The sequence below is a fragment of the Pedobacter sp. Bi27 genome (genome assembly GCF_918698255.1).
Classification (GTDB): Bacteria; Bacteroidota; Bacteroidia; order Sphingobacteriales; family Sphingobacteriaceae; genus Pedobacter.
Genome location: NZ_CAKKMW010000001.1, coordinates 915,642 through 936,455, shown reverse-complemented (window position 1 = coordinate 936,455; position 20,814 = coordinate 915,642). Strand labels below are relative to the sequence as shown.

Annotated in this window: 16 protein-coding genes; 5 read left to right on the top strand and 11 right to left on the bottom strand. The window is 38.8% G+C overall.

Annotation, left to right across the window (positions count from 1 at the left end):
* Positions 1 to 158 precede the first annotated feature (158 nt).
* From LQ227_RS03655 to LQ227_RS03640, 4 genes are all read left to right on the top strand, one after another.
* Positions 159 to 1,439, top strand: coding sequence for a sugar isomerase (locus LQ227_RS03655; RefSeq protein ID WP_230145395.1), 1,281 nt, complete (start codon positions 159 to 161; stop codon positions 1,437 to 1,439).
* 15 nt (positions 1,440 to 1,454) lie between these two features.
* A complete protein-coding gene (locus LQ227_RS03650; RefSeq protein ID WP_230145394.1) occupies positions 1,455 to 2,840 on the top strand; it encodes an FGGY-family carbohydrate kinase in 1,386 nt (461 codons plus the stop codon).
* A gap of 42 nt (positions 2,841 to 2,882) precedes the next feature.
* Complete coding sequence (locus LQ227_RS03645) at positions 2,883 to 3,914, top strand: GntR family transcriptional regulator (protein ID WP_029277046.1); 1,032 nt, start codon at positions 2,883 to 2,885, stop codon at positions 3,912 to 3,914.
* Positions 3,915 to 4,128: 214 nt separating this feature from the next.
* Positions 4,129 to 7,515 (top strand): DEAD/DEAH box helicase, encoded by a 3,387-nt coding sequence (locus tag LQ227_RS03640; protein ID WP_230145393.1) that lies wholly within the window; start codon positions 4,129 to 4,131, stop codon positions 7,513 to 7,515.
* Positions 7,516 to 7,720: 205 nt separating this feature from the next.
* On the opposite strand, the gene LQ227_RS03635 is transcribed toward LQ227_RS03640, so the two are convergent.
* The 4 genes from LQ227_RS03635 to LQ227_RS03620 form a co-directional block, all read right to left on the bottom strand.
* On the bottom strand, positions 7,721 to 8,593 hold the full coding sequence (locus LQ227_RS03635; protein ID WP_230148256.1) for an SDR family oxidoreductase: 873 nt from the start codon (positions 8,591 to 8,593) through the stop codon (positions 7,721 to 7,723).
* Complete coding sequence (locus LQ227_RS03630; RefSeq protein ID WP_230148254.1) at positions 8,590 to 9,522, bottom strand: NAD-dependent epimerase/dehydratase family protein; 933 nt, start codon at positions 9,520 to 9,522, stop codon at positions 8,590 to 8,592. Before LQ227_RS03630 ends, LQ227_RS03635 begins: the two co-directional genes overlap by 4 nt.
* Before the next feature lie 74 nt (positions 9,523 to 9,596).
* Complete coding sequence (locus LQ227_RS03625) at positions 9,597 to 10,202, bottom strand: Crp/Fnr family transcriptional regulator (RefSeq protein WP_230148252.1); 606 nt, start codon at positions 10,200 to 10,202, stop codon at positions 9,597 to 9,599.
* 48 nt (positions 10,203 to 10,250) lie between these two features.
* Entirely contained in the window at positions 10,251 to 10,832 is a 582-nt protein-coding gene (locus tag LQ227_RS03620) for a thymidine kinase (protein ID WP_051691820.1), read from the bottom strand.
* A gap of 123 nt (positions 10,833 to 10,955) precedes the next feature.
* Between LQ227_RS03620 and LQ227_RS03615 the strand changes: the two genes are divergently transcribed.
* Positions 10,956 to 12,146 carry a hypothetical protein gene (locus tag LQ227_RS03615; protein WP_230145389.1) on the top strand — a complete coding sequence of 397 codons (1,191 nt, stop codon included), beginning with the start codon at positions 10,956 to 10,958 and terminating at the stop codon, positions 12,144 to 12,146.
* Between the two features lie 251 nt (positions 12,147 to 12,397).
* Here LQ227_RS03615 and LQ227_RS03610 read toward each other — a convergent pair whose 3' ends face one another.
* From LQ227_RS03610 to purH, 7 genes are all read right to left on the bottom strand, one after another.
* The gene (locus LQ227_RS03610; RefSeq protein WP_230145388.1) at positions 12,398 to 12,541 is read right to left on the bottom strand and encodes a hypothetical protein; all 144 of its coding nucleotides are present in this window, start codon (positions 12,539 to 12,541) and stop codon (positions 12,398 to 12,400) included.
* A 654-nt stretch (positions 12,542 to 13,195) separates the two neighbouring features.
* A complete protein-coding gene (gene rodA / locus LQ227_RS03605; protein WP_230145387.1) occupies positions 13,196 to 14,458 on the bottom strand; it encodes a rod shape-determining protein RodA in 1,263 nt (420 codons plus the stop codon).
* 1 nt (position 14,459) lies between these two features.
* Positions 14,460 to 16,469, bottom strand: coding sequence for a penicillin-binding protein 2 (gene mrdA / locus LQ227_RS03600; RefSeq protein ID WP_230148249.1), 2,010 nt, complete (start codon positions 16,467 to 16,469; stop codon positions 14,460 to 14,462).
* A complete protein-coding gene (locus LQ227_RS03595) occupies positions 16,469 to 16,984 on the bottom strand; it encodes a hypothetical protein (RefSeq protein WP_029277298.1) in 516 nt (171 codons plus the stop codon). The genes mrdA and LQ227_RS03595 overlap by 1 nt, the downstream gene beginning before the upstream one ends.
* Positions 16,977 to 17,816, bottom strand: coding sequence for a rod shape-determining protein MreC (mreC, locus tag LQ227_RS03590; RefSeq protein WP_230148247.1), 840 nt, complete (start codon positions 17,814 to 17,816; stop codon positions 16,977 to 16,979). Before mreC ends, LQ227_RS03595 begins: the two co-directional genes overlap by 8 nt.
* Before the next feature lie 95 nt (positions 17,817 to 17,911).
* Complete coding sequence (locus tag LQ227_RS03585; protein WP_010601761.1) at positions 17,912 to 18,934, bottom strand: rod shape-determining protein; 1,023 nt, start codon at positions 18,932 to 18,934, stop codon at positions 17,912 to 17,914.
* Between the two features lie 231 nt (positions 18,935 to 19,165).
* The gene (gene purH / locus LQ227_RS03580; RefSeq protein ID WP_230145384.1) at positions 19,166 to 20,692 is read right to left on the bottom strand and encodes a bifunctional phosphoribosylaminoimidazolecarboxamide formyltransferase/IMP cyclohydrolase; all 1,527 of its coding nucleotides are present in this window, start codon (positions 20,690 to 20,692) and stop codon (positions 19,166 to 19,168) included.
* Positions 20,693 to 20,814: the final 122 nt, after the last annotated feature.

Below are 20,814 nucleotides of genomic sequence, written 5' to 3'. Positions count from 1 at the left end.
GCAAAAAAAATCAGTTTTAGTAAGTTGTTTAATCGGTCTGTGCCTGGCACAGACCGAAATGACTTTAATTTTTTTATAATCGCCCCCGTTTGGAACGAGGATGAACGAGAACGGCGATTATATCGCCCCAACATTAACCTAATAAACCAAATATTCTCATGAATATCGAGCAGAACCAAATAGAAAAACATAACGACTCCCTTTTAACCTCGCATCAGCGCAAACTTTCATTTCTAAAAGAAGATTGGGCGCATGTTGATGTAGAAAGCGTAATCCAGAAACTGGTTGATTTTCAGATTGCCATTCCAAGCTGGGCTTTAGGTACAGGTGGAACACGTTTTGGCCGTTTTGCCATTACTGGCGGTGAACCACGTACCATTGAAGAAAAAATTGAAGACGTTGGTCTGCTTCATGCCCTTAATGGCGCAAGCGGAGCAATTTCGCTTCACATTCCATGGGATATCCCTCAAAATGCTGAAGCGTTAAAAACTTTGGCAGCTAGCTATGGTTTAAAATTCGATGCCATGAACTCGAATACCTTTCAAGATCAGAAAGGTTCTGCACATAGCTATAAATTTGGTTCGTTGCAGAATGTAAATAAAGACATCCGCAAACAGGCGATTGAGCATAATATAGAAGTAATTAAACATGGTATTGCGCTAGGATCTGATGCATTAACCGTTTGGTTAGCCGATGGTTCTTGTTTCCCCGGTCAGCTTAATTTCCGTAAAGCTTTCGAAAATACATTAGAAAGTCTGCAAGAAATCTATTCAGCACTGCCTGAAGATTGGAAAATGTTTGTGGAGTACAAAGCCTTCGAACCTAATTTTTATTCAACTACGGTTGGCGATTGGGGACAATCACTGTTATATGCGAGCAAACTGGGTAAAAAAGCTTATACTTTAGTTGATTTAGGTCACCATTTGCCTAATGCAAACATAGAGCAGATTGTTGCTTTATTGTTAATGGAAGGAAAACTGGGTGGTTTCCACTTTAATGATTCTAAATACGGCGATGATGATTTAACTGCCGGAAGCATTAAACCTTACCAGTTGTTCTTAATTTTTAACGAGCTGGTAGAAGGCATGGATGCAAAGGGCATGAACCATGCAAAAGATTTAGGTTGGATGATAGATGCTTCACACAATGTGAAAGACCCGCTAGAAGATTTATTACAATCAGTGGAAGCGATTATGATTGCTTATGCACAAGCCTTATTGGTTGATAGAAAAGCATTAAACGAAGCGCAGAACAACAACGATGTAGCAAAAGCACAGGAAATTTTACAGCATACTTTTCGGAGCGATTTAAGGGCTTTGGTAGCCGAAGCCAGGTTAAGGGCTGGAGCAGCTTTATCACCAATCGCTTTATATCGCGGTTTAGAAGTTAGAACTAAGTTAGTTAATCACCGCGGAAATACTGTTGCCACAGGTTTGTAAATAGAGAAATAGAAAATGCCTAAACCTGTTATTGCCATATTTGATGTTGGAAAAACGAACAAAAAACTGTTTCTGATTGATGAAAACTACAGTATTGTTTACGAACGGTCTGCACGTTTTGTAGAAACAGTTGATGAAGATGGCGAACCATGCGAAAATCTCGAAAGCCTGCGTTCATCAGTTTACGATTCCCTGCATCAGGTTTTGCAGTTAAAAGAGTTCGATGTTAGGGCTATAAACTTTTCTACTTATGGTGCCAGTTTTGTTTATCTTGATGAAAATGGCGATCCCCTAACACCACTTTATAACTATTTAAAAGAATACCCAGAGGAGCTTAAAACAGCTTTTTATACAAAATACGGAGGTGAGGAGAAGATTTCGTTAGAAACGGCCTCACCAATTTTGGGCAGCTTAAATTCAGGGATGCAATTGTATCGCCTGAAAAATGAAAAGCCTGAAATATTTAAAAAAGTAAAGTGGGCTTTACACCTGCCCCAATATTTAAGTTATTTAATTACGGGTAAAGCCGTGGCCGATATTACCAGTATAGGCTGTCATACCCAGCTTTGGGATTTCAATAAAAGTGAATACCATACTTGGGTTACTGCCGAGAAAATCGATGAGAAATTTGGTTCATTTACCCCTGCAGATTCCAGCCTGAAAACTAGTTTTGAAGGGAATGACATAAAAGTTGGAGTTGGCCTGCATGATAGTTCTGCAGCACTGATTCCTTACCTGGCCAATTTTAACACACCATTTGTACTCATCTCAACCGGAACATGGTGTATCAGTTTAAACCCTTTTAACCAGGAACCTTTAACTGCGGAAGAACTTAAACAGGATTGTCTGTGTTACATGCACTTTAAAGGCAAAGCGGTAAAGGCTTCGCGTATTTTTGCTGGTTATGAGCATGAAGTACAGCTTAAGCGTATAGCAGAACATTTCGATCGTGCCGCCTATCTGTTTAAACATTTGAAGTTTAATCCTTCAATGATTTTGAAACTGGCCAATAAAATTCCTGAAAACCAACAGGAGCAACAGGGCTTTTCAGCAAATTCTGCTTTCCCGGAGCGTGATCTGAACCTCTTTCAAACGGCAGAAGAAGCCTATCACCAATTAATTTTTGATCTGATCAAACAGCAGATTTACTCGTTAAAGCTGATTTTAAATGCAGGTGTGAAAAGGATTTTTGTAGATGGTGGTTTCGGTAAAAATGCAATTTATATGCATCTTTTGGCTACTTCTATTCCAGATATTGAGGTTTATGCATCTTCAGTTTCGCAGGCTACGGCGATAGGAACGGCCTTAGCAATAAATGATGCCTGGAACGAAAACCCTGCACCAACGGATATGATCCAGTTAAAATACTATTCTGCCATACAACGTACACTAGATTTTTAGGAATTTCCTTATATTAGAATTTCCTATATCAATATAACCATTTTGAAACCAGAAGATTTAATCCCCTACATTAACGTCGATGAGTACTCGTCGACGCCAAAATACAAGCAGTTAACCAATGCTATTTTGGCCGCAATTGAAAGTGGTAAACTTCTGAAAAATAGTTTATTGCCGTCTATTAATGAACTGAGCTTCAGTTTGGAAATGTCGAGAGATACTGCCGAAAAAGGTTACCGCAACCTCCGGAAACTTGGGGTTGTAGATTCTGTGCCGGGAAAGGGCTATTTTATTATCAATACCGATTTCTCGCGTAAACTAAAGGTCTGTCTGCTTTTTAATAAACTCAGTACGCACAAAAAGATCATTTACGATTCGTTTACAAAAACATTGGGTGAGCGTGCTGCGATAGATTTTTATATCTACAACAACGATTTCGCACTGTTTAAAAAAATGATCGTTACCAAACGCGATGATTATTCGCACTTTGTAATCATTCCTCATTTTTTAGAAGGAGGCGAAAATGCACACGAAATTATCAATACCATTCCAAAAGAAAAACTAGTTATCCTTGATAAATTGTTGCCAGGAGTAACTGGCGATTATGCTGCGGCTTATGAAAACTTTGCACAGGATATTTATGCGGCTTTAGAACAGGCGTTAGACCGGCTTTCCCATTACCGAACCTTAAAAATTATCTTCCCAAAGAACAGCTATTTTCCGCACGAGATTCTAACCGGTTTTTATAGGTTCTGCCAGCAATATGCTTTCGATCATAAAGTAATTCATAACATTAAAGACGAAGAAATTAATCCTGGGGAGGTGTACATTAACCTGATGGAAGACGATCTGGTGATGCTCATTGAGCGTTTAATTGCCCAAAAACTTAAAATCGGGAAAGATGTTGGTGTAATTTCTTATAACGAAACACCTTTAAAAAAGATTATTTTGGATGGGATTACCACCATTTCAACTGATTTTAGCGAACTGGGCGCTCAAGCTGCCGAATTTATTCTCAACGGAAAAACTGAAAAGATAGCAGTGCCTTTTTACTTGAACCTGCGTAAGTCGCTTTAAAATAGGAGACCCGTCATTTCGATCGCAGCCGAAAAATCTATTATTACAGCTCATAGATCTCTCCATTTCGCTGTGCTCCAGTCGAGATGACGACACTACAATGGAACTCATCGATATTAACGTTTTCTTAATTAATTGTGCATAAAAACCTAAAAAGAGGTTTTAGCTAAAACTTATTAATGATTACTTTTATCACTTAGCTATTTTAGTTTAAATGAGTGAACAGGTAACCGCGCATCTAGTATCAGAACAAAATCCTTACGATTATATTTTGACGGATTTTAACCTGAAAAATCTGAGCCAGATTGTTATCCTCAAACATTTAAGCGGATTGATCCATACTGATGTTAAAGGCTTTTACCAGCTTTTCCCTGAACAGATTGAAATCGATTTTGCAGCCTTTAGCGATGAGGCCTCTGGATTACCCTTCCCAATTGTTCAGGTGCAGCAGCACTCAAACTCCGTAAAACTTTCTTGTCGTTGTGCTACACCAAAACATAAATTGTGTGAGCATCAGGCAAGGGTTTTATACAATATTCTTCAGCGTCAGGATCTGCTTATTTTCTTCGATGCTAACCTTCGGAAGCAAAAACTTTTAAAAATTGCAATTGACTATGGTTTAGAAAAAGAAGAAAACCTCGATCTTCTTTTTAACGTGAAATATGAAAATGGTCAGCTAGATATCCGTCCAAAAATGGATGCCCTTCAGCCATTCAATAAAGAAGCACAACAAAATTTGCAGGAACTTTTACTTCCGGCAAATAAATCCAAAATAAAAGTACAAGCTAAAAAAGATCAGGGTAAAATGATCCTGGTTTTTGGGCAACACCGCTATTACAATAATTTAACTGTAGAATTATTTGAAGCCGAAACCACTAAAAGTGGCAAGGTTAAAAATCCTATAAAAGGAATCAATCCAGCTGATTTGCTTTTTAAAACAGATGATAACGATCAGGTAAAGTTTTATAGTGGCATTACCACTTTTCAACAGAATTACAATAGCGATCAAAGTGAGGCGGAGATCGAAGCCTTAAAAGCAATCGTTAAAAACCCTGAACAGATCCCTTTTTACCTGCAGGATAGTAAGCAGTCTGTCGCTATTCAAGCGTCGACCATTACAGCAGTTGATGTTCATTTATTAGAAGTAGACCTGCGTCTTTCTGTAAACCAACGCGATGATTATTATGAAATTACAGGCCGGTTGATCATCGAAGGCAAATCTTACGAGTTGGATAACCTGGTATTGGTACACCAATATTTTGTTAAACTTAACAATCAACTTTATTTAATTGGCAGACTCGATTTTCTACGCGTAATTGGGTTTTTTAAAAAGCAGAGCAACAGATTAATCCTGCATAAAACAAAATATCCTGAGTTCCAAAAGGTTATTTTGGTGCCTTTAGAGGGCAGTATCCATGTAGATTATTCTTATTTAAAACCTGCTACCAAAAGCCAGATCGAAGAAAAAGGTTTTGATCTTGAAAACGAGCAATTGATCTACCTCTCAGAATCTGAAGATTATATTCTCCTCACGCCGGTAATGCGCTATGGGAATTTAGAAATACCTGTATTGTCTAAAAAACAGATCCAGGCGCAGGATAAATTGGGCAACCTGTTCACCTTGCACCGTGATGAAAAGGCAGAACTGCAGTTTATTGGAAACGTGCTGAAACAGCATCCTTATTTCTACGATCAGGAAACCAACGATTCTTTTTACCTGCACCGCAAACGGTTCCTGGAAGAGGCCTGGTTTCTAGAAGCTTTTGAAGTATGGCGGAACAAAGGCATTCATATTTTAGGCTTCAACCAACTTAAAAACAATAAACTGAGCGCATTTCAGGCTAAAATTAATATTGAGGTTTTAAGTGGAACAGATTGGTTCGAAACCAAGGTAAAAGTAAAGTTTGGCAAACAACAGGTTGCGCTGAAGCATCTGCATAAATCGATCAGGAACAAAAGTAAGTTTGTAACGCTTGATGATGGAACACAAGGCATCCTGCCACATGAATGGATCGAAAAATTTGCTGCTTATTTTAATGCAGGTGAAGTAACCGAAGATGCCATCCTTACGCCAAAAATTAAGTTTGCTTCTATAAACGAACTTTATGAAGATGCTTTGTTAGATGGTGATGTAAAGAACGAATTGAAACTTTACAAACAGAAATTTGAAGGGACTGATTCGATTCAGGAAGTGGAAGTACCAAAAGGTTTAACAGCAACGTTACGCCATTACCAGAAAGACGGCCTAAACTGGCTCAATTTTTTGGATGATTTTAACTTTGGTTCTTGTTTGGCCGATGATATGGGATTGGGTAAAACCATCCAGGTTTTGGCTTTCATTTTATCACAGCGAGAAAAAGTAAAACACAATACAAATCTGGTGGTGGTTCCGGCGTCGTTAATATTTAACTGGAAGGCCGAGGTAGAGAAATTTGCACCATCTATAAAAGTAAAAACCATTTATGCTGGCGAACGCACCAAAACGACTGATACTTTCGATGACTATGAAATCATCTTAACCTCTTATGGAACGCTGCTTTCTGATATCCGTTTCTTAAAGGATTATCGCTTTAACTATATCTTTTTAGATGAATCGCAGCTGATCAAAAACCCAGATTCGCAACGTTATAAAGCGGTTCGGATGCTGCAATCGAGGAATAAAGTAACGATGACGGGAACGCCGATAGAGAACAATACCTTTGATTTGTATGGGCAGCTGTCATTCGCTTGCCCCGGTTTGTTTGGCAGTAAACAGCAGTTTGCCGATTTATATTCTACCCCTATCGATCAGTTTAAGGATAGCAGAAGGGCAGATGAACTTCAGCAAAAAATAAGACCGTTTATTCTGCGCAGAACAAAAGAACAGGTGGCAAAAGAACTTCCCGATAAAACGGAAATTGTACTGTACTGCGAAATGGGAGCTGAGCAGCGCGAAGTATACGAAGCGAACAAAAAGGAAATTCAGGATTTTATTCTGGGTAAACAGGAAGATGAACTGCCTAAAAGTTCGATGCATGTGCTGAAGAGTATTACCACCCTAAGGCAGATCTGCAATTCGGCCGCATTATTGGCTGATGGGAAATCTTATTTACAGGCCTCATCAAAAATTGATATATTGATGGAGCAGATCGAGAGCAAGGCCGGAAAGCATAAAATCCTGGTTTTTTCTCAATTTGTAACCATGCTCGATCTGATTAAAAAGCAATTGGAAAACCGTGGTATTAAATACGAATACCTTACTGGGCAAACCCGTAAAAGAGCCGAAGTAGTTAGCTCATTTCAACAAAACGCCGATATTCCTGTCTTCCTCATCAGTTTAAAGGCTGGGGGTACCGGATTGAACCTTACCGAAGCCGATTATGTTTACCTGGTAGACCCTTGGTGGAACCCTGCTGTAGAAAACCAGGCCATAGATCGTGCATACCGGATCGGCCAGCATAAAAATGTAATGGCTGTGCGTTTAATCTGCCCTGATACCATTGAAGAGAAAATTATGAAACTTCAGGCCACAAAAAAAGATCTGGTTAAGGATCTGATCCAGACGGATGGAAGTTTATTTAAGAATTTAACCAAGAAAGAGTTATTGGGGTTGTTGAGTTAAATTAATCCATGTTGTAAACAAAGAGATCAACGCGGATTTCAAAAATCGGTCGTCATTCCCACGCAGGTGGGAATCTTAAAGCTTATTGCATTAGGATTATTCATAAGCTTTTCTCTCTTCAAGGGCATTCATGAGCACTACGTGGTTCCCAATCAAGTTGGGAATGACGCTGCGACTTATAAATGCACCTCCGTTAAGGTGAACATTAAATCCCAACCTCAAACACATAACTCAAAAACTCAGGTACATTAACACTTTCCACGATTTTCCAATCTTTCTTTTCTGCAATAAAATCAGGTGTGGCAAGTCCTGTGGTTTTGGCTGCATTGGCATAGAAATCCATTTTTGCAGGATGGTTTGGCGAGCAGGCATTGTACGTTTTGCCGAATGCCTGTTTTTCTAAAAGTTTTACCGCAATCCCTACGGCATCTGTTTGGTGAATCAGGTTTACAGGCGCCAAACCATTTGGAACATTACTTTTTCCGGCAAAGAATCTCCCAGGGTTACGGTCGGGGCCAATTAAGCCTGCAAAGCGGATCACTGTGCAGTTTTTGGGGAATAGTTCTTTAAATCGGATTTCTGCAGCTAAAACGACTCTTCCTGAATCCGTATCAGGATGTGTCTCGCTGGTTTCATTTACTGTTTTGTTTTCATCAGCATAAACACTCGTCGAACTGATCAATACCACATGCTTCGATTTATCTTTCGCAGCAGCCAAAATTGAATCTATCTTTTGGGGATAATCAAGAAGTTCAGTCGAATTGCGCTTTGGAGGAATACAGATAAACAAGGTATCAGCCTCAAAAAAAGCTGGATCAGCTACAACCGCTTCCGCCGTAAAGTTGACTAAAAATGGCTGTATATTTTCGGCCTGAAGTATTGCTAGTTTCTCCTGACTTGTGGTAGAACCCTTAACGGTATAATTTAACCCGGTCAGTTTTTTGGCTAAAGCCAGCCCGAACCAACCGCAACCTAAAATAGATATGGTTTTAATGTTGTTTTTACCTGTTGTATTATCTTGAATCATTTGCGCTAAAGATAAATAGTTGGCTTTATAATTTGCCCTGATTCTTGTCAATTCTGCTTTTTATACATTGTTTTTGATAATTTTAAAATGCCATCATAATAAGCAGTAGGCTTAAAGTTAAATGCCTTTTCAAATTTGGTAGAATCGAAATGATAATCATGATCATACTGGTAGTACATTTCTACAGTACCCGCAACTACCTTTTTAAATAGACCTACTAAACGTAGCATCAGTTTATTAATGGTCGAATATTGAGGTTTGGTTTCATAAATTTTTGCAGCCATTTCTACAAAAGCTTTCCCTTTTAAGGGAGCCGCGGTTGGCAGGTGCCATATCTGGTTGCCAGAATCGGGAGTTTGTCCTAACAGAAATAAAGCTTTTCCAGCATCTTCAATGTAAGTAAAACTGTGTAGTGTATTTGGGTCTCCTATCCATTGAGCGCTATTTTTTTTGGCAAACTTATCGAGTACCATCATATCAAAAAAGCTGTTCATCGAATCTGCTCCATAAAAATCTGCAGCACGGGCAATGGTTACATTTATTTTACCCGCTTTCGATTCGCTCATTAATTGTTCGGCTACCTTTGTCCTTACTTCTCCTTTTAAGCTACAGGGATGGTAAGGCGTATCTTCTGTCATTGGGCCATTTACCAGGCCATACATATAAACATTATCAAAAAATATTAGCCTTGCACCAGTACGTTTGGTTAAGTTAATTACATTCTGAATAATTACCGGCCATTGTTCTTGCCATACTTTGGCATCGTAAACCAAACCGGCGCATAGGTATATTACTTTCGAACCTTCTGCTGCTGCGAAAAGTTCAGATTCGTTTAATAAATCGGCCTTAACCCAGCTTGTATTCGGGTTGCTTGTAGAAATTGGTTTTCTGCTAACCAATCTAATGGTTTCATTGGTATTGGTTAATTCTCTGGTTAATGCGTTTGCTGTTGGTCCGCCGGCGCCTATTATAGTGTGCATATCTTCGTTTTTGATTAGTTCAAAGTTATGCGGCATTGAACCCTAAAAACGTTAACAAAAGATAAGGTTTAAATTTAATCCTTTAAAATGAGTGTGCGTTTACGGATACGCGAGAGTGAAACAGGGGTAATACCTAAAAAATTGGCGATATAGTGTTGGGGAACACGCTGAAAAATATCTTTTGCAGTTTTTTCAAGTGCAGTATAACGCTCTTCGGGGCTTTGCGTAACAAAAGCATTAAGACGGTCTTCAAAACAGCAGATGTAATATTCAGCAACCAAACGGCCAAACCGTTCCATTTTCAGCCCCAGCACAGGGTGGTTTAACATTTTCTGAAGATCGGCGTAAGCAATAAGAACAAGTCGGGTTTCCTCCAAGGCCTGAATAAAGTTTGTACTCGGTACTCTTTTTACAAAACTTTTATAGGCACTTACCAGCTCATTTTCAAAACAAAAATAACCGGTAATTTCTTGTCCGTCTTTAACATGATAATGCCTTACGGCACCCTGAATAATAAAGGCAATATAATCACATACTTTTCCTTCAACTACAAAATGTTCCTTTTTCTTTAGGGTAGAAAAACTCAGGTACTGAATTAAGATTTCCCATTCTTTTTCTTCGAAAGTTACGAATTTTGCTAAACCGGTTCTAAAAGCATTGATTTTAAATTGTTTATCCATATCAATGTTTAAGTGCAACTTAAAGGTACACATTAATCAAGAATGGTGTTATCCCTTGCCGAGATTATAGCAAGCCCTGCATCGTGGCTCATAACTTTCCTTTTCACCTAATAAAACGGTAGCTTCATCAGCAACTGTACGGTAACTGTATAGGGCAGGGTTTCCACAACAAACACAAACGGCATTTACTTTGGTAACATGTTCGGCAATGGCCATTAAAGCAGGCATCGGACCAAAGGGTTTGCCTGTAAAATCCATATCCAGGCCCGCAACAATAACCCGTATACCTTTAAGGGCAAGTTTATTGCAAACATCAGGAAGTTCATCATCAAAAAACTGAGCTTCATCTATCCCAACCACCTGTGTATTGGTGCCGAGCAGTAAAATGGCAGAAGCGCTATCAACCGGGGTAGAGTTTATCGAGTTTAAATCGTGCGAAACCACAGCAGTTTCATGGTAGCGGGTATCGGTACGGGGTTTAAAAATTTCGACGTTCAACTTAGCAATCTGGGCTCTTTTTAACCTGCGGATCAGTTCTTCCGTTTTACCAGAAAACATAGAGCCACATACCACCTCTATACTTCCGGAAAATTCGCCCCTTCTTCTAAAATTTTGTTCGCTAAATAACATGCCTCTTTTTTTATTCCCCTATGTCCGTTCTATAATTTTTAAACCGAACAAATATGAGAATTATGTGTTATTTTTGAACACATAGTTACCAACATAAATCGACTAAAAATTCGTTTTAATTTTATGATGAACCAACAGGATATTTTCAGAAAGATCGGCAGCATTTTAACAGAATTAAATGAGCAATATCAGTTTTTAGCTCAAAACCCTCAGCAATTAAACGATTTGGAGCTGGAGCTTTTTCTGGCCAATGCCCATTTCCTTTCTGATCATGTGAATATCGTCAAAAAATTAAATACCATAGTGGAAGATAAGCCTGCCGAGCCTGGAAATCATGCTTTATTGGCCGAACAAAATACCATTATCCTGCCCGAAGTTGAAAAAAGTTATGTAGAAGACGATGAGTGTTTCGATCCTCAGGAACTGGAAGAAGTGGCTACTGCCCAGGAAGAAGAAGAACGTGTGGATGTGAAGCCCAAACAGGAAATGCTGGATGATGAAATTATTGAACAAGAAAAAGCCTCATCACTTTTGAATAAAGATTTCTTTAAGCCAGACCAGGATGACCATACTTTTGAATTTGTATTGGATACACACGATGAAAACGACCAGTTCGATTATGAAGCGAAATCTGTTGAAGAAATTTTCGATCGTCCTTTGAGCAAAGAAGAAGCAGAAATTTTAGCACGTAAAAAAATAATTCACGAAAAGGAAGAAACTTTATCTGTTCAGGAAGAGCCTGTACCAACTGAAGATGATGAAATTGGCCCTGAACCTTTTTTAATTCCACAGGAAGAAGAGGAAGAGCCTTTAGTAATTGCCGAAGAAGAACCTCTTGCGGCTGTTAAAGAAGTGGAACCGGTTGCTGTGCAGAGTGAGCCTATTGAGGCACTGAAAGATGTGAAACTGGATGATTCCATTATTTCGCCGCCTGTTGAACAGGAGCGCCCCTTGTTTAGGCCTGAAGCAGTTCCGGTAAAACCATCTCCACAGCCTGAAGCGGCTAAACCTGCACCAAGTTTAAATGATCTGCTTGCCAAAACAAATGGTAAAAGTGATGAGCCTGTTAAAGCACCTATCGCCGATTTAAAGCAGGCGATTAGTTTAAACGAAAAGTTACTTTTTATCAAAGATCTTTTTAATGGGTATAATCTGGCCTATTCGGAAGTAATTGATATCATCAATAAGATGAGCAGTTTCGAAGCGGCAGATAGCTACCTTCAGAATAATTATGCGGCGAAAAATAACTGGGCCAATAAACAGGCTACTGTTGATCAGTTTTACGAGTTGTTGAACCGAAGGTTTAGCAAGTAGAAGCGATAAGCGTAAGGCGTTTGGGGGATGGCGAATGGTGTTACCTCGCGCGTCGTCATACAGATCCGATAGCTATTGGATTTGTATCAGTATATCATGTGTCATCATCGTTTGTCACAAAATGATTCCTTTGGAATAACAAGGATTTATGAAATTTGCATTTGCAATGCCATATATAGATTTCTTAGAGCTTGAAATAATTATCATTGATGTTGTTTTGCAAATCATTATTAATCAGTATTTTAGTTATTTTAGAATTTCCATCCAGCTGGGCCATAGTACGGAATCCCCGTTCTACTTAAATCCGGCCTAACAAATTTTTCGGGCTGCACTATCCTGCCCACACAACTGTCCTCAAAAGAAAAATTTTCTGCCGGCATTTTTTGTTTTTTCATGGGCTTTTATGTTTTCAACGGCAATCAAGCTAGCTACGCTGGTCTTTTTGATGCCAAAAAGAAAGAGCCCTTCGGCGGCGGCGAGCCGAGGCAAGCCCCTGGTGTATGGAAAAAGAAAACAATTATACGTCACTCATATCGATTTATAAAATAGATTAACCCTCAGGATGACGCATCTCTCTTGATATATCAACTCTAGCTTAAGAACCGTGATCATAGAAAACCCATTCTAATTTGTAAATCATTAGGAAATGATTGTTCAGCATTTCATTGGTGCTGTAGTCCCACCCCCACTTCAATCTTTTTGTAAATTTACTTTTAATGGAAAACATGATTTTTCCAAAAAGGATTTCCGTTAAGTTGGGTTTATTAACACAAAACTTAGCACAGAACTGCCCACCTAAACCCGATAAAAGCGAGCACGAAGCCCGATTTAAGCATTGCTGGTTATTGTTTTTTGGTATGCTTGCTTGTTTCACAGGTTTTATCGGGAGAAGTAAAGCGGTTAGCGGGAATACACATTGATTTTAGCAGAACTTTTGCTTTCCAATAAATAGATTTTCGGCCTTAACGTATCCTGGAGATTTCTTTTGCTTTGGAATGACGAATTCATTTTAGTATATCGACTCCAGACTAAGGACTTCCGACTTAGGACTAAATAAATCCCATCCGGTTAGAGTCCAGCTTTAAAAAGATGAACAGTAAGATCGTAAAACTCCATAAAGATGAACCACCATAACTAATTAAGGGTAGGGGAATCCCAATTACGGGAATAATACCAATCGTCATCCCGATATTAATAAAAACGTGAAAAAAGAGGATACAGGCTACGCTATAGCCATACACCCTGGAGAATGTGGATCGTTGCCTTTCTGCTAAATTAACCAATCGGAGTAGCAGGAACATATACAGACCTATCACAACAGAACAGCCTATAAATCCCCATTCCTCACCAATGGTAGAGAAGATGAAATCGGTACTCTGCTCTGGTACATAACCATATTTGGTTTGTGTGCCCTGTAAAAATCCACGGCCGGTTGCCTGCCCTGAGCCGATGGCAATCTGCGATTGAATTACATTATAACCCGCACCTTTATTATCGGTTTTAAGCCCTAACATTAATTCGATACGGCTACGTTGGTGGGGCGCTAAAACTTTTTCGTAGGCAATTTTTATTAAAAAGAGATAGCCAATAGCGAAAACGGTTACCAAAACAGTAGAGAAGATTATTTTTTGTTTTCTTCTGTTGTTATAAATGAAAAGGCCAGCAATTGTGGTAATAATGATGATTAAGATATAGGTAGGTACCAGGAAATCGGCAATAAAGAGCACAATCATTCCCAAAAATATCAATAGAAAATAACCTGATAAACCTTCACGGTACAATGGAAACATAAATGCAAGAAACACCAATGCCGAACCCGTATCGGGCTGAAGCATAATTAACAATAGCGGTGCGCCCACAATTAATCCAGCAATCATGATTGATTTAACATCGCGGAATTTAGGGTTAAATGCACCTACATATCTCGCTAGGAGCAAGGCTGTGCCAAACTTGGCAAATTCGGCAGGTTGAAGTTTGAAAGAGCCTATTGCAATCCATGCCTGGTTCCCGGCCACTTTGTTGCCGATTACCAATACGGCCATTAACAACAACAGTGTGCCGCCATAAATAAAAGGCGAGAAGACATTGAAAAGCCTTCCATCAAACAATAAGATAGATAAGCCTAAAATTAAACCAGTGATGATATAAATTAGCTGTTTGCCGTAAAGTGTACTAAAACCAAACACAGCTGTTTGTTCTGGTGGAACAGAAGCATAAATATTAATGAAACCAATAGCGCATAAGGCAATATAGATTAAAACAGTAATCCAATCTACATTAAAGAAAAAACGGTTTCCCTGTTGCTGTTGCATTTTATTTCTGGATTACAGGTTTATCGGTTAAGGCTGTTTTTAATTCTTTAGGCTTTGTAGTAACCGTTTGTTTTATCGTTGCCGATTTAATTCTCAAACTATCTTTTATTCTTTTGGCTGAATCTGCTTTTTTAAGCAATAGACTGTCTGCTTTCGTTAATTTGATCTTTTTTGTTTTGTCGACTAGTAAAGGAAGTAGGTTTTGATTCTTCATCCACTCTACCTGAGCAGCTCTTCCACTGCTAACACTACCTTTCAAATATTTTTCGATCATGTAGCTGGCAATCGGCGCTGCATAAGTACTGCCATAACCCGCATTTTCTACAATTACAGCGATGGCAATTTTTGGATTATCGCGTGGCGCAAAACCTATAAATACGGAGTGGTTTTTTCCGTGCGGGTTTTGTACCGTTCCTGTTTTTCCACAAAGTAGCACATCCGGGATGCGGGATAGTATGGCCGTTCCCCAACTGGTGTTTACGGCATCCTGCATACCATCAATTACCGGTTCGAAATGTTTGGCGTCTACACCTACATAATTTTTAACTACATATTCTTTTTTAACCAGATTTTTATCGCCTATACCTTTAATTAAGTGTGGTTTAATATAATAACCACGGTTAGCAATTATAGCCATGGCATTTGCCATTTGCAATGGGGTAGCGGTAATCTCACCCTGGCCAATAGCTTGCGAAATCACATTGGTATAACCCCATCTTTTGCCATAAATTTTATCATAGTGGTCTGCGGTATAAAAATAGCCTTTTCTTTCATAGGGCATATCAATGTCGAGCTTTGATCCGAAACCAAATTTGGCTACTTTATCGCGCCATTCCTGATAGGTTTGTCTTTGGTTTTTCATTCCGTTTTTGGTAATCAACTTTTGAAAAACATAACAAAAATAAGTATTGCAGGAACGGGCAATACCTCTTCTCAGCGAAATTGAACCATCAAAGTGTTCGCATTTAATTTTTCTATTTCCAGCCTGATAATAGTGCGGACAAAAGAATGTGGTATTGGGATCTATTACGCCTTCTTGTAATCCGATTAGCGCATCAACTGGTTTAAACGACGATCCTGGAGGATAGTAACCCATTATTGGTCTTACTAAAGATGGTCGATATGGATTACCCACAATAAATTCCATGTAATTGTTCCCCTGGTTTCTGCCAACCAATAGATTTGGATCATAGCCCGGACTGCTTACCAATGAAAGAATTTCTCCGGTAGCAGGCTCAATCGCTACAATTGCCCCAACCTTGTTCGTCATCAATTCTTCACCGAGTTTTTGAATCCTCATATCGATGCCTGAGATCAATCTTTCGCCCGAAACCGCGTTTACATCGTATTTGCCATCGGCATAACTTCCCTGTGGAGTATTGTGTGCATCGTATACCGTATTAATTACACCCTTTTCACCCCTTAAAGTTTCTTCATAAGAAAACTCTAAACCACTTTTACCCTTATAATCGCCAGGTTTGTAAAAGCCTTCAGATTTTTCGATATCGGTGGGGCTTACTTCTTTTACGTAGCCAAATAACTGTCCGCCAACACTATCTGGATAATGTCTGATGGTTCTGTCTTGTGTTCTAAAACCCGGAAAACGATAGAGGGTTTCCTGTAGTCGAGCATAACTTTGAACAGAAATCTGTTTGAGGAAAGGGGTAGCCTGATAACTCGATTTTCCCCTTGCTTTTTTAAGGTTTTTGCGAACATCCTCAAAAGTAATGTCTAAAGCCTGTGCAAGTGCCAAGGTATCAAAAGGTTTTACTTCATTTGGCGTAACCATTAAGTCGTACACCGGTTCATTTTGTACAATTACCTTCATGTTCCGGTCTAGGATGGCACCACGGGCAGGATATTTATAAATTTTGCGTAAAACATTACTTTCTGCAGAAACGAAAGCCGCATCGCTAATAATCTGGATATAAAATAACTTTCCCAATAAAATCAGGGCGATTACAATAAATAATCCTTGAACGATATATTTTCGGTTAAATAATTGATCCATTAGCGTGGTGTTCTTCTATAGAATATAAACTCTACCAATAAAATAATAAGCAGTGTAAAGATACAACTTAAGCCGCATCTCATTAAGGTATAACCAATTTCGGTTAGCCTAAATGTTTCTAAAAAGAACAGCACCAGGTGGTGTGCAACAACGCAAAGAAAAGCATAAAGTGAAAACCATTGGAAACCCATATAACTTAACGATGGTTCTGGGTCGTCAATTGCGTCGCGGTTTAAACTTATCGATATAAAGGAAATCCTTACAAAAGCCAATACCACGCAGGCCGTAGCATGTACGCCCATGGTATCGTAAAAAGCATCGAGTGTTAAGCCTGTTCCAAAAGCCAATAAGTACAACAAAATATTGGGGATTCCGAATGGAAGCAGGAGCAAAAACAGCACATAGATAAACGGTGTGGAAAGATCATAAAAGCCCATGTTTTTGAGCAGGAAGATCTGCACAAAAAGGAGTAAAAACCACCTGATCACATTTACAATTATGATTCTACTATTCATTCGGTTTAACTAAGCTTTCCAAAGCCTTTTGCTCTTCGGCTTTTTTATCTTTAACCACATATACATACTGCAATGTGCTAAAATCTGTAAATAAATTTAATTCTCCTGATAAGAAATTATCATTGGTGGCTACATTAGGCTTGATAATTTTTCCAACCAAAATTCCGGCAGGAAATGACCCGTAACCAGAAGTAACAACACTATCGCCAACGTACATTTTAATATGGTTGGGCACCTCTTTAACAAATGCCTTTTTAATATCGAAATTTCCATCGCCCCAAACTAATGACCCAAGCGCATTGTTCTTTTTCAAGGTTACACTAATTTTAGTGTCTTTATGCAATAGCGATTGTATGGTTGCCAAATGTGCAGAAACGTCACGGATAAAACCAACCACTCCGCGTTGAGGTGCGATAACGGCCATGCCACTTTTAATGCCATCAACAGTACCTTTATTAATGGTCATTACATTGTTGCGCAAAGTGATCGAATTTTTAACCACCTTGGCTGCTAAATAAGTGTATTGCTGATTGGTAACCGTATCTACCACTTTAACATCTTTGGCCGTATCTACCGTAGTTAATGCCAATAATTGGCTTTTAAGCTTGGCATTCTCGGCTGCAAGGCTATCGTTAACCATACCCAGATTTAAATACCGTTTAAAAACATTTAACCTTTCGTATGCCGTACCTACTACTTCATTGCTTGAGTTTAAAGTTACGCTACGCTGATAGGAGTTGTTTTTCACCGTTAGATAGATCCCCACGATAAAAAAAATGATAAATAAGAAAAATGCGTTGTATCTGCTGATGAAAATCCAAAGGTTACGCATTTGAGTTTGGAGTTAAAAGATTGGAGTTGGGAGTTAAAAGTTTGGCGTATGAGTGGAAAACTCCAAGCTCACAACCCCAAACCCCAAGCTAAATGTTATTGCATTAAGAATTTATATCCGCCAATGTTTTTAAGGGCGATGCCAGTTCCACGAACTACTGCACGAAGCGGATCTTCTGCAACGTGAACAGGTAATTTGGTTTTAGCAGCTACACGCTTATCTAAACCTCTTAACAATGCACCACCACCGGTTAAATAAATACCAGTTTGGTAAATATCTGCCGAAAGTTCTGGAGGCGTAATCTCTAAAGCTTTTAAAATTGCTTCTTCAATTTTAGAGATCGATTTATCTAAACAGTGCGCAATTTCGGTATAAGATACCGTAATCTGTTTAGGTACACCGGTCATTAAATCGCGACCTTGAACTGCGAAATCAGCAGGAGCATCCTGTAATTCAGGCAAAGCTGCGCCAACTTCAATTTTAATTTTTTCAGCAGTACGATCACCAATCATAATGTTGTGCTGACGGCGGATGTAGTTTACAATATCAGAGTCGAAGTTATCTCCCGCAACGCGGATAGATTGATCGCACACGATACCTGATAAAGCGATAACCGCAATTTCTGTCGTACCGCCACCTATATCGATAATCATGTTACCCATTGGCTCTTCTACATCAATTCCGATACCTACAGCTGCTGCCATTGGCTCATGAATTAAGTATACTTCTTTTGCACCGGCAATTTCAGCTGAATCGCGCACTGCACGTTTTTCTACTTCAGTAATACCAGATGGAATACAGATTACCATACGTAAAGATGGGAACATCCATCCTTTACCGCCATTAAGCATACGGATCATGCCTTTAATCATCGCTTCAGCAGCGTTGAAATCGGCAATAACACCATCTTTTAATGGACGAACGGTTTTAATATTATCGTGGGTTTTACCCTCCATTTGCATTGCCTGACGACCTATAGCAATGACTTTGTTTGTAGTACGATCGAAAGCAACGATAGATGGCTCATCTACAACTACTTTGTCGTTATGTATAATCAGGGTATTCGCAGTGCCTAAATCGATGGCAACTTCTTGCGTAAACCAATTAAATAATCCCATGTATAAGGTATGTTTTCTTTATTTTATCAAATCTATACTATTCCTAATGTAAAAATAGCTTTTTTATTGTTTTAAGTTTTATTTTCTTTAGTTATTAAATTGTTTTTAAGGCAATTAAAATGTTAAGAAAATAAAGAGCTAAAAGACCAAAGCTAAAAGACTAAAGTTTTATGCCATTAGGCTTTATAAGAATCTTCACTTTAAGCTTTAGTCTTTCGGCTTTAAGCTTGATTAGTGTTTAAAGTGTCTTACCCCAGTGGTTACCATTGCAATGCCTTTTTCATTTGCTTTAGCAACAGAATCAGCATCTTTAATCGATCCACCTGGTTGCAGAACAGCTGTAATTCCGGCTTCGGCAGCAATTTCAACACAATCAGGGAAAGGGAAGAAAGCATCAGAAGCCATAGCAGCACCTTTAACACTGAATCCGAAAGCCGCTGCTTTTTCAATCGCTTGTCTTAAAGCGTCAACACGTGAAGTTTGGCCAACGCCGCTTGCAATTAAAACATCATCCTTAACCAAAACAATGGTGTTCGATTTAGTATGTTTTACAATTTTGTTAGCGAAGAATAAATCTTTTAACTCTTGTGCCGTTGGTGCTTTATCGGTTACGGTTGTCATTTGTTCAGGACCTTCGATAATTAAATCTTTATCCTGCTCAATTACACCGTTTAATAAGGTTTTAAATTGTTTTTTGCTCAACTCAACCTCGTTACGTTGTAAAATAACGCGGTTTTTCTTTTTGCTGAATAACTCAATTGCTTCTGCTTGGTAAGAAGGTGCAATTAATACTTCGAAAAACAGGTTGTTGATTTCTTGAGCCGTTTCTAAATCTACCGCAACATTGGTAATCAATACACCACCAAAGGCAGAAACCGGATCACAGGCCAATGCATCAATCCAGGCTTGTTTAACAGTAGGGCGGGAAGCAATACCACAAGCGTTTGTATGTTTTAAGATTGCAAAAGTTGGATCTTCAAATTCGTCGATCAACGCAACAGCTGCATCTACATCTACCAAATTGTTATAAGAAAGTTCTTTACCGTTCAATTTGGTAAACATCGCATCTAAATCGCCATAGAATACACCACCTTGATGAGGGTTTTCGCCATAACGCAAAGTTTTAGCTTCTGTTACGCTTTGTTTGAAAACATCAAGAGGCTCTTCTGTATTGAAGTAATTGAAAATTGCAGTATCGTAGTGCGAAGAAGTGTGGAACGCTGTTTTAGCGAACGATTTACGTTGTGCTAAAGTAGTTTCACCATTTTGGGCTTCTAATTGGGCTTGTAAAGTAGGGTAGTCGTTTTTCGATGCGATAATCACCACATCGTTGAAGTTTTTCGCAGCTGCACGGATTAAGGAAATACCACCAATATCAATTTTCTCGATAATTTCTTCTGGTGTTCCGCCTGCTTTTACGGTTTCTTCAAAAGGGTATAAGTCAACAATAACCAAATCAATTTCAGGGATTTCATATTCAGCAATCTGCTCCTGATCTCCCGCTAACGCTCTACGGTTTAAAATTCCACCAAATACTTTCGGATGTAAAGTTTTAACACGTCCGCCTAAAATAGATGGATAACCTGTTAAATCTTCAACCGCCGTAACCGGAAGATTTAAATCTTTGATGAATTGTTCTGTTCCACCGGTAGAAAATAACTGTACCCCTTGCGCGGCCAACAATTTTACCAATGGCTCCAAACCATCTTTATAATATACTGAGATTAAAGCGTTTTTGATTTTAATGGATTGACTCATTCTACTGAAAATTTTGAGCCGCAAAGGTAGTAAAACAGAGGCATTTATTTAGGTGCAGAATCCAATAAAAATGAAATTAATTATATATTTTTCTTTGTGGGGTATTTTTTCTTTTCCAGCTG

Coding starts and splice junctions, on each gene's coding strand:
- rodA (WP_230145387.1), bottom strand. CDS start 14,458: ATGCAACAGCAACAGGGAAACCGTTTTTTCTTTAATGTAGATTGGATT.
- LQ227_RS03640 (WP_230145393.1), top strand. CDS start 4,129: ATGAGTGAACAGGTAACCGCGCATCTAGTATCAGAACAAAATCCTTAC.
- mreC (WP_230148247.1), bottom strand. CDS start 17,816: ATGCGTAACCTTTGGATTTTCATCAGCAGATACAACGCATTTTTCTTA.
- LQ227_RS03650 (WP_230145394.1), top strand. CDS start 1,455: ATGCCTAAACCTGTTATTGCCATATTTGATGTTGGAAAAACGAACAAA.
- LQ227_RS03625 (WP_230148252.1), bottom strand. CDS start 10,202: ATGGATAAACAATTTAAAATCAATGCTTTTAGAACCGGTTTAGCAAAA.
- purH (WP_230145384.1), bottom strand. CDS start 20,692: ATGAGTCAATCCATTAAAATCAAAAACGCTTTAATCTCAGTATATTAT.
- LQ227_RS03655 (WP_230145395.1), top strand. CDS start 159: ATGAATATCGAGCAGAACCAAATAGAAAAACATAACGACTCCCTTTTA.
- LQ227_RS03620 (WP_051691820.1), bottom strand. CDS start 10,832: ATGTTATTTAGCGAACAAAATTTTAGAAGAAGGGGCGAATTTTCCGGA.
- LQ227_RS03615 (WP_230145389.1), top strand. CDS start 10,956: ATGATGAACCAACAGGATATTTTCAGAAAGATCGGCAGCATTTTAACA.
- LQ227_RS03610 (WP_230145388.1), bottom strand. CDS start 12,541: ATGAAAAAACAAAAAATGCCGGCAGAAAATTTTTCTTTTGAGGACAGT.
- LQ227_RS03585 (WP_010601761.1), bottom strand. CDS start 18,934: ATGGGATTATTTAATTGGTTTACGCAAGAAGTTGCCATCGATTTAGGC.
- mrdA (WP_230148249.1), bottom strand. CDS start 16,469: ATGGATCAATTATTTAACCGAAAATATATCGTTCAAGGATTATTTATT.
- LQ227_RS03595 (WP_029277298.1), bottom strand. CDS start 16,984: ATGAATAGTAGAATCATAATTGTAAATGTGATCAGGTGGTTTTTACTC.
- LQ227_RS03630 (WP_230148254.1), bottom strand. CDS start 9,522: ATGCACACTATAATAGGCGCCGGCGGACCAACAGCAAACGCATTAACC.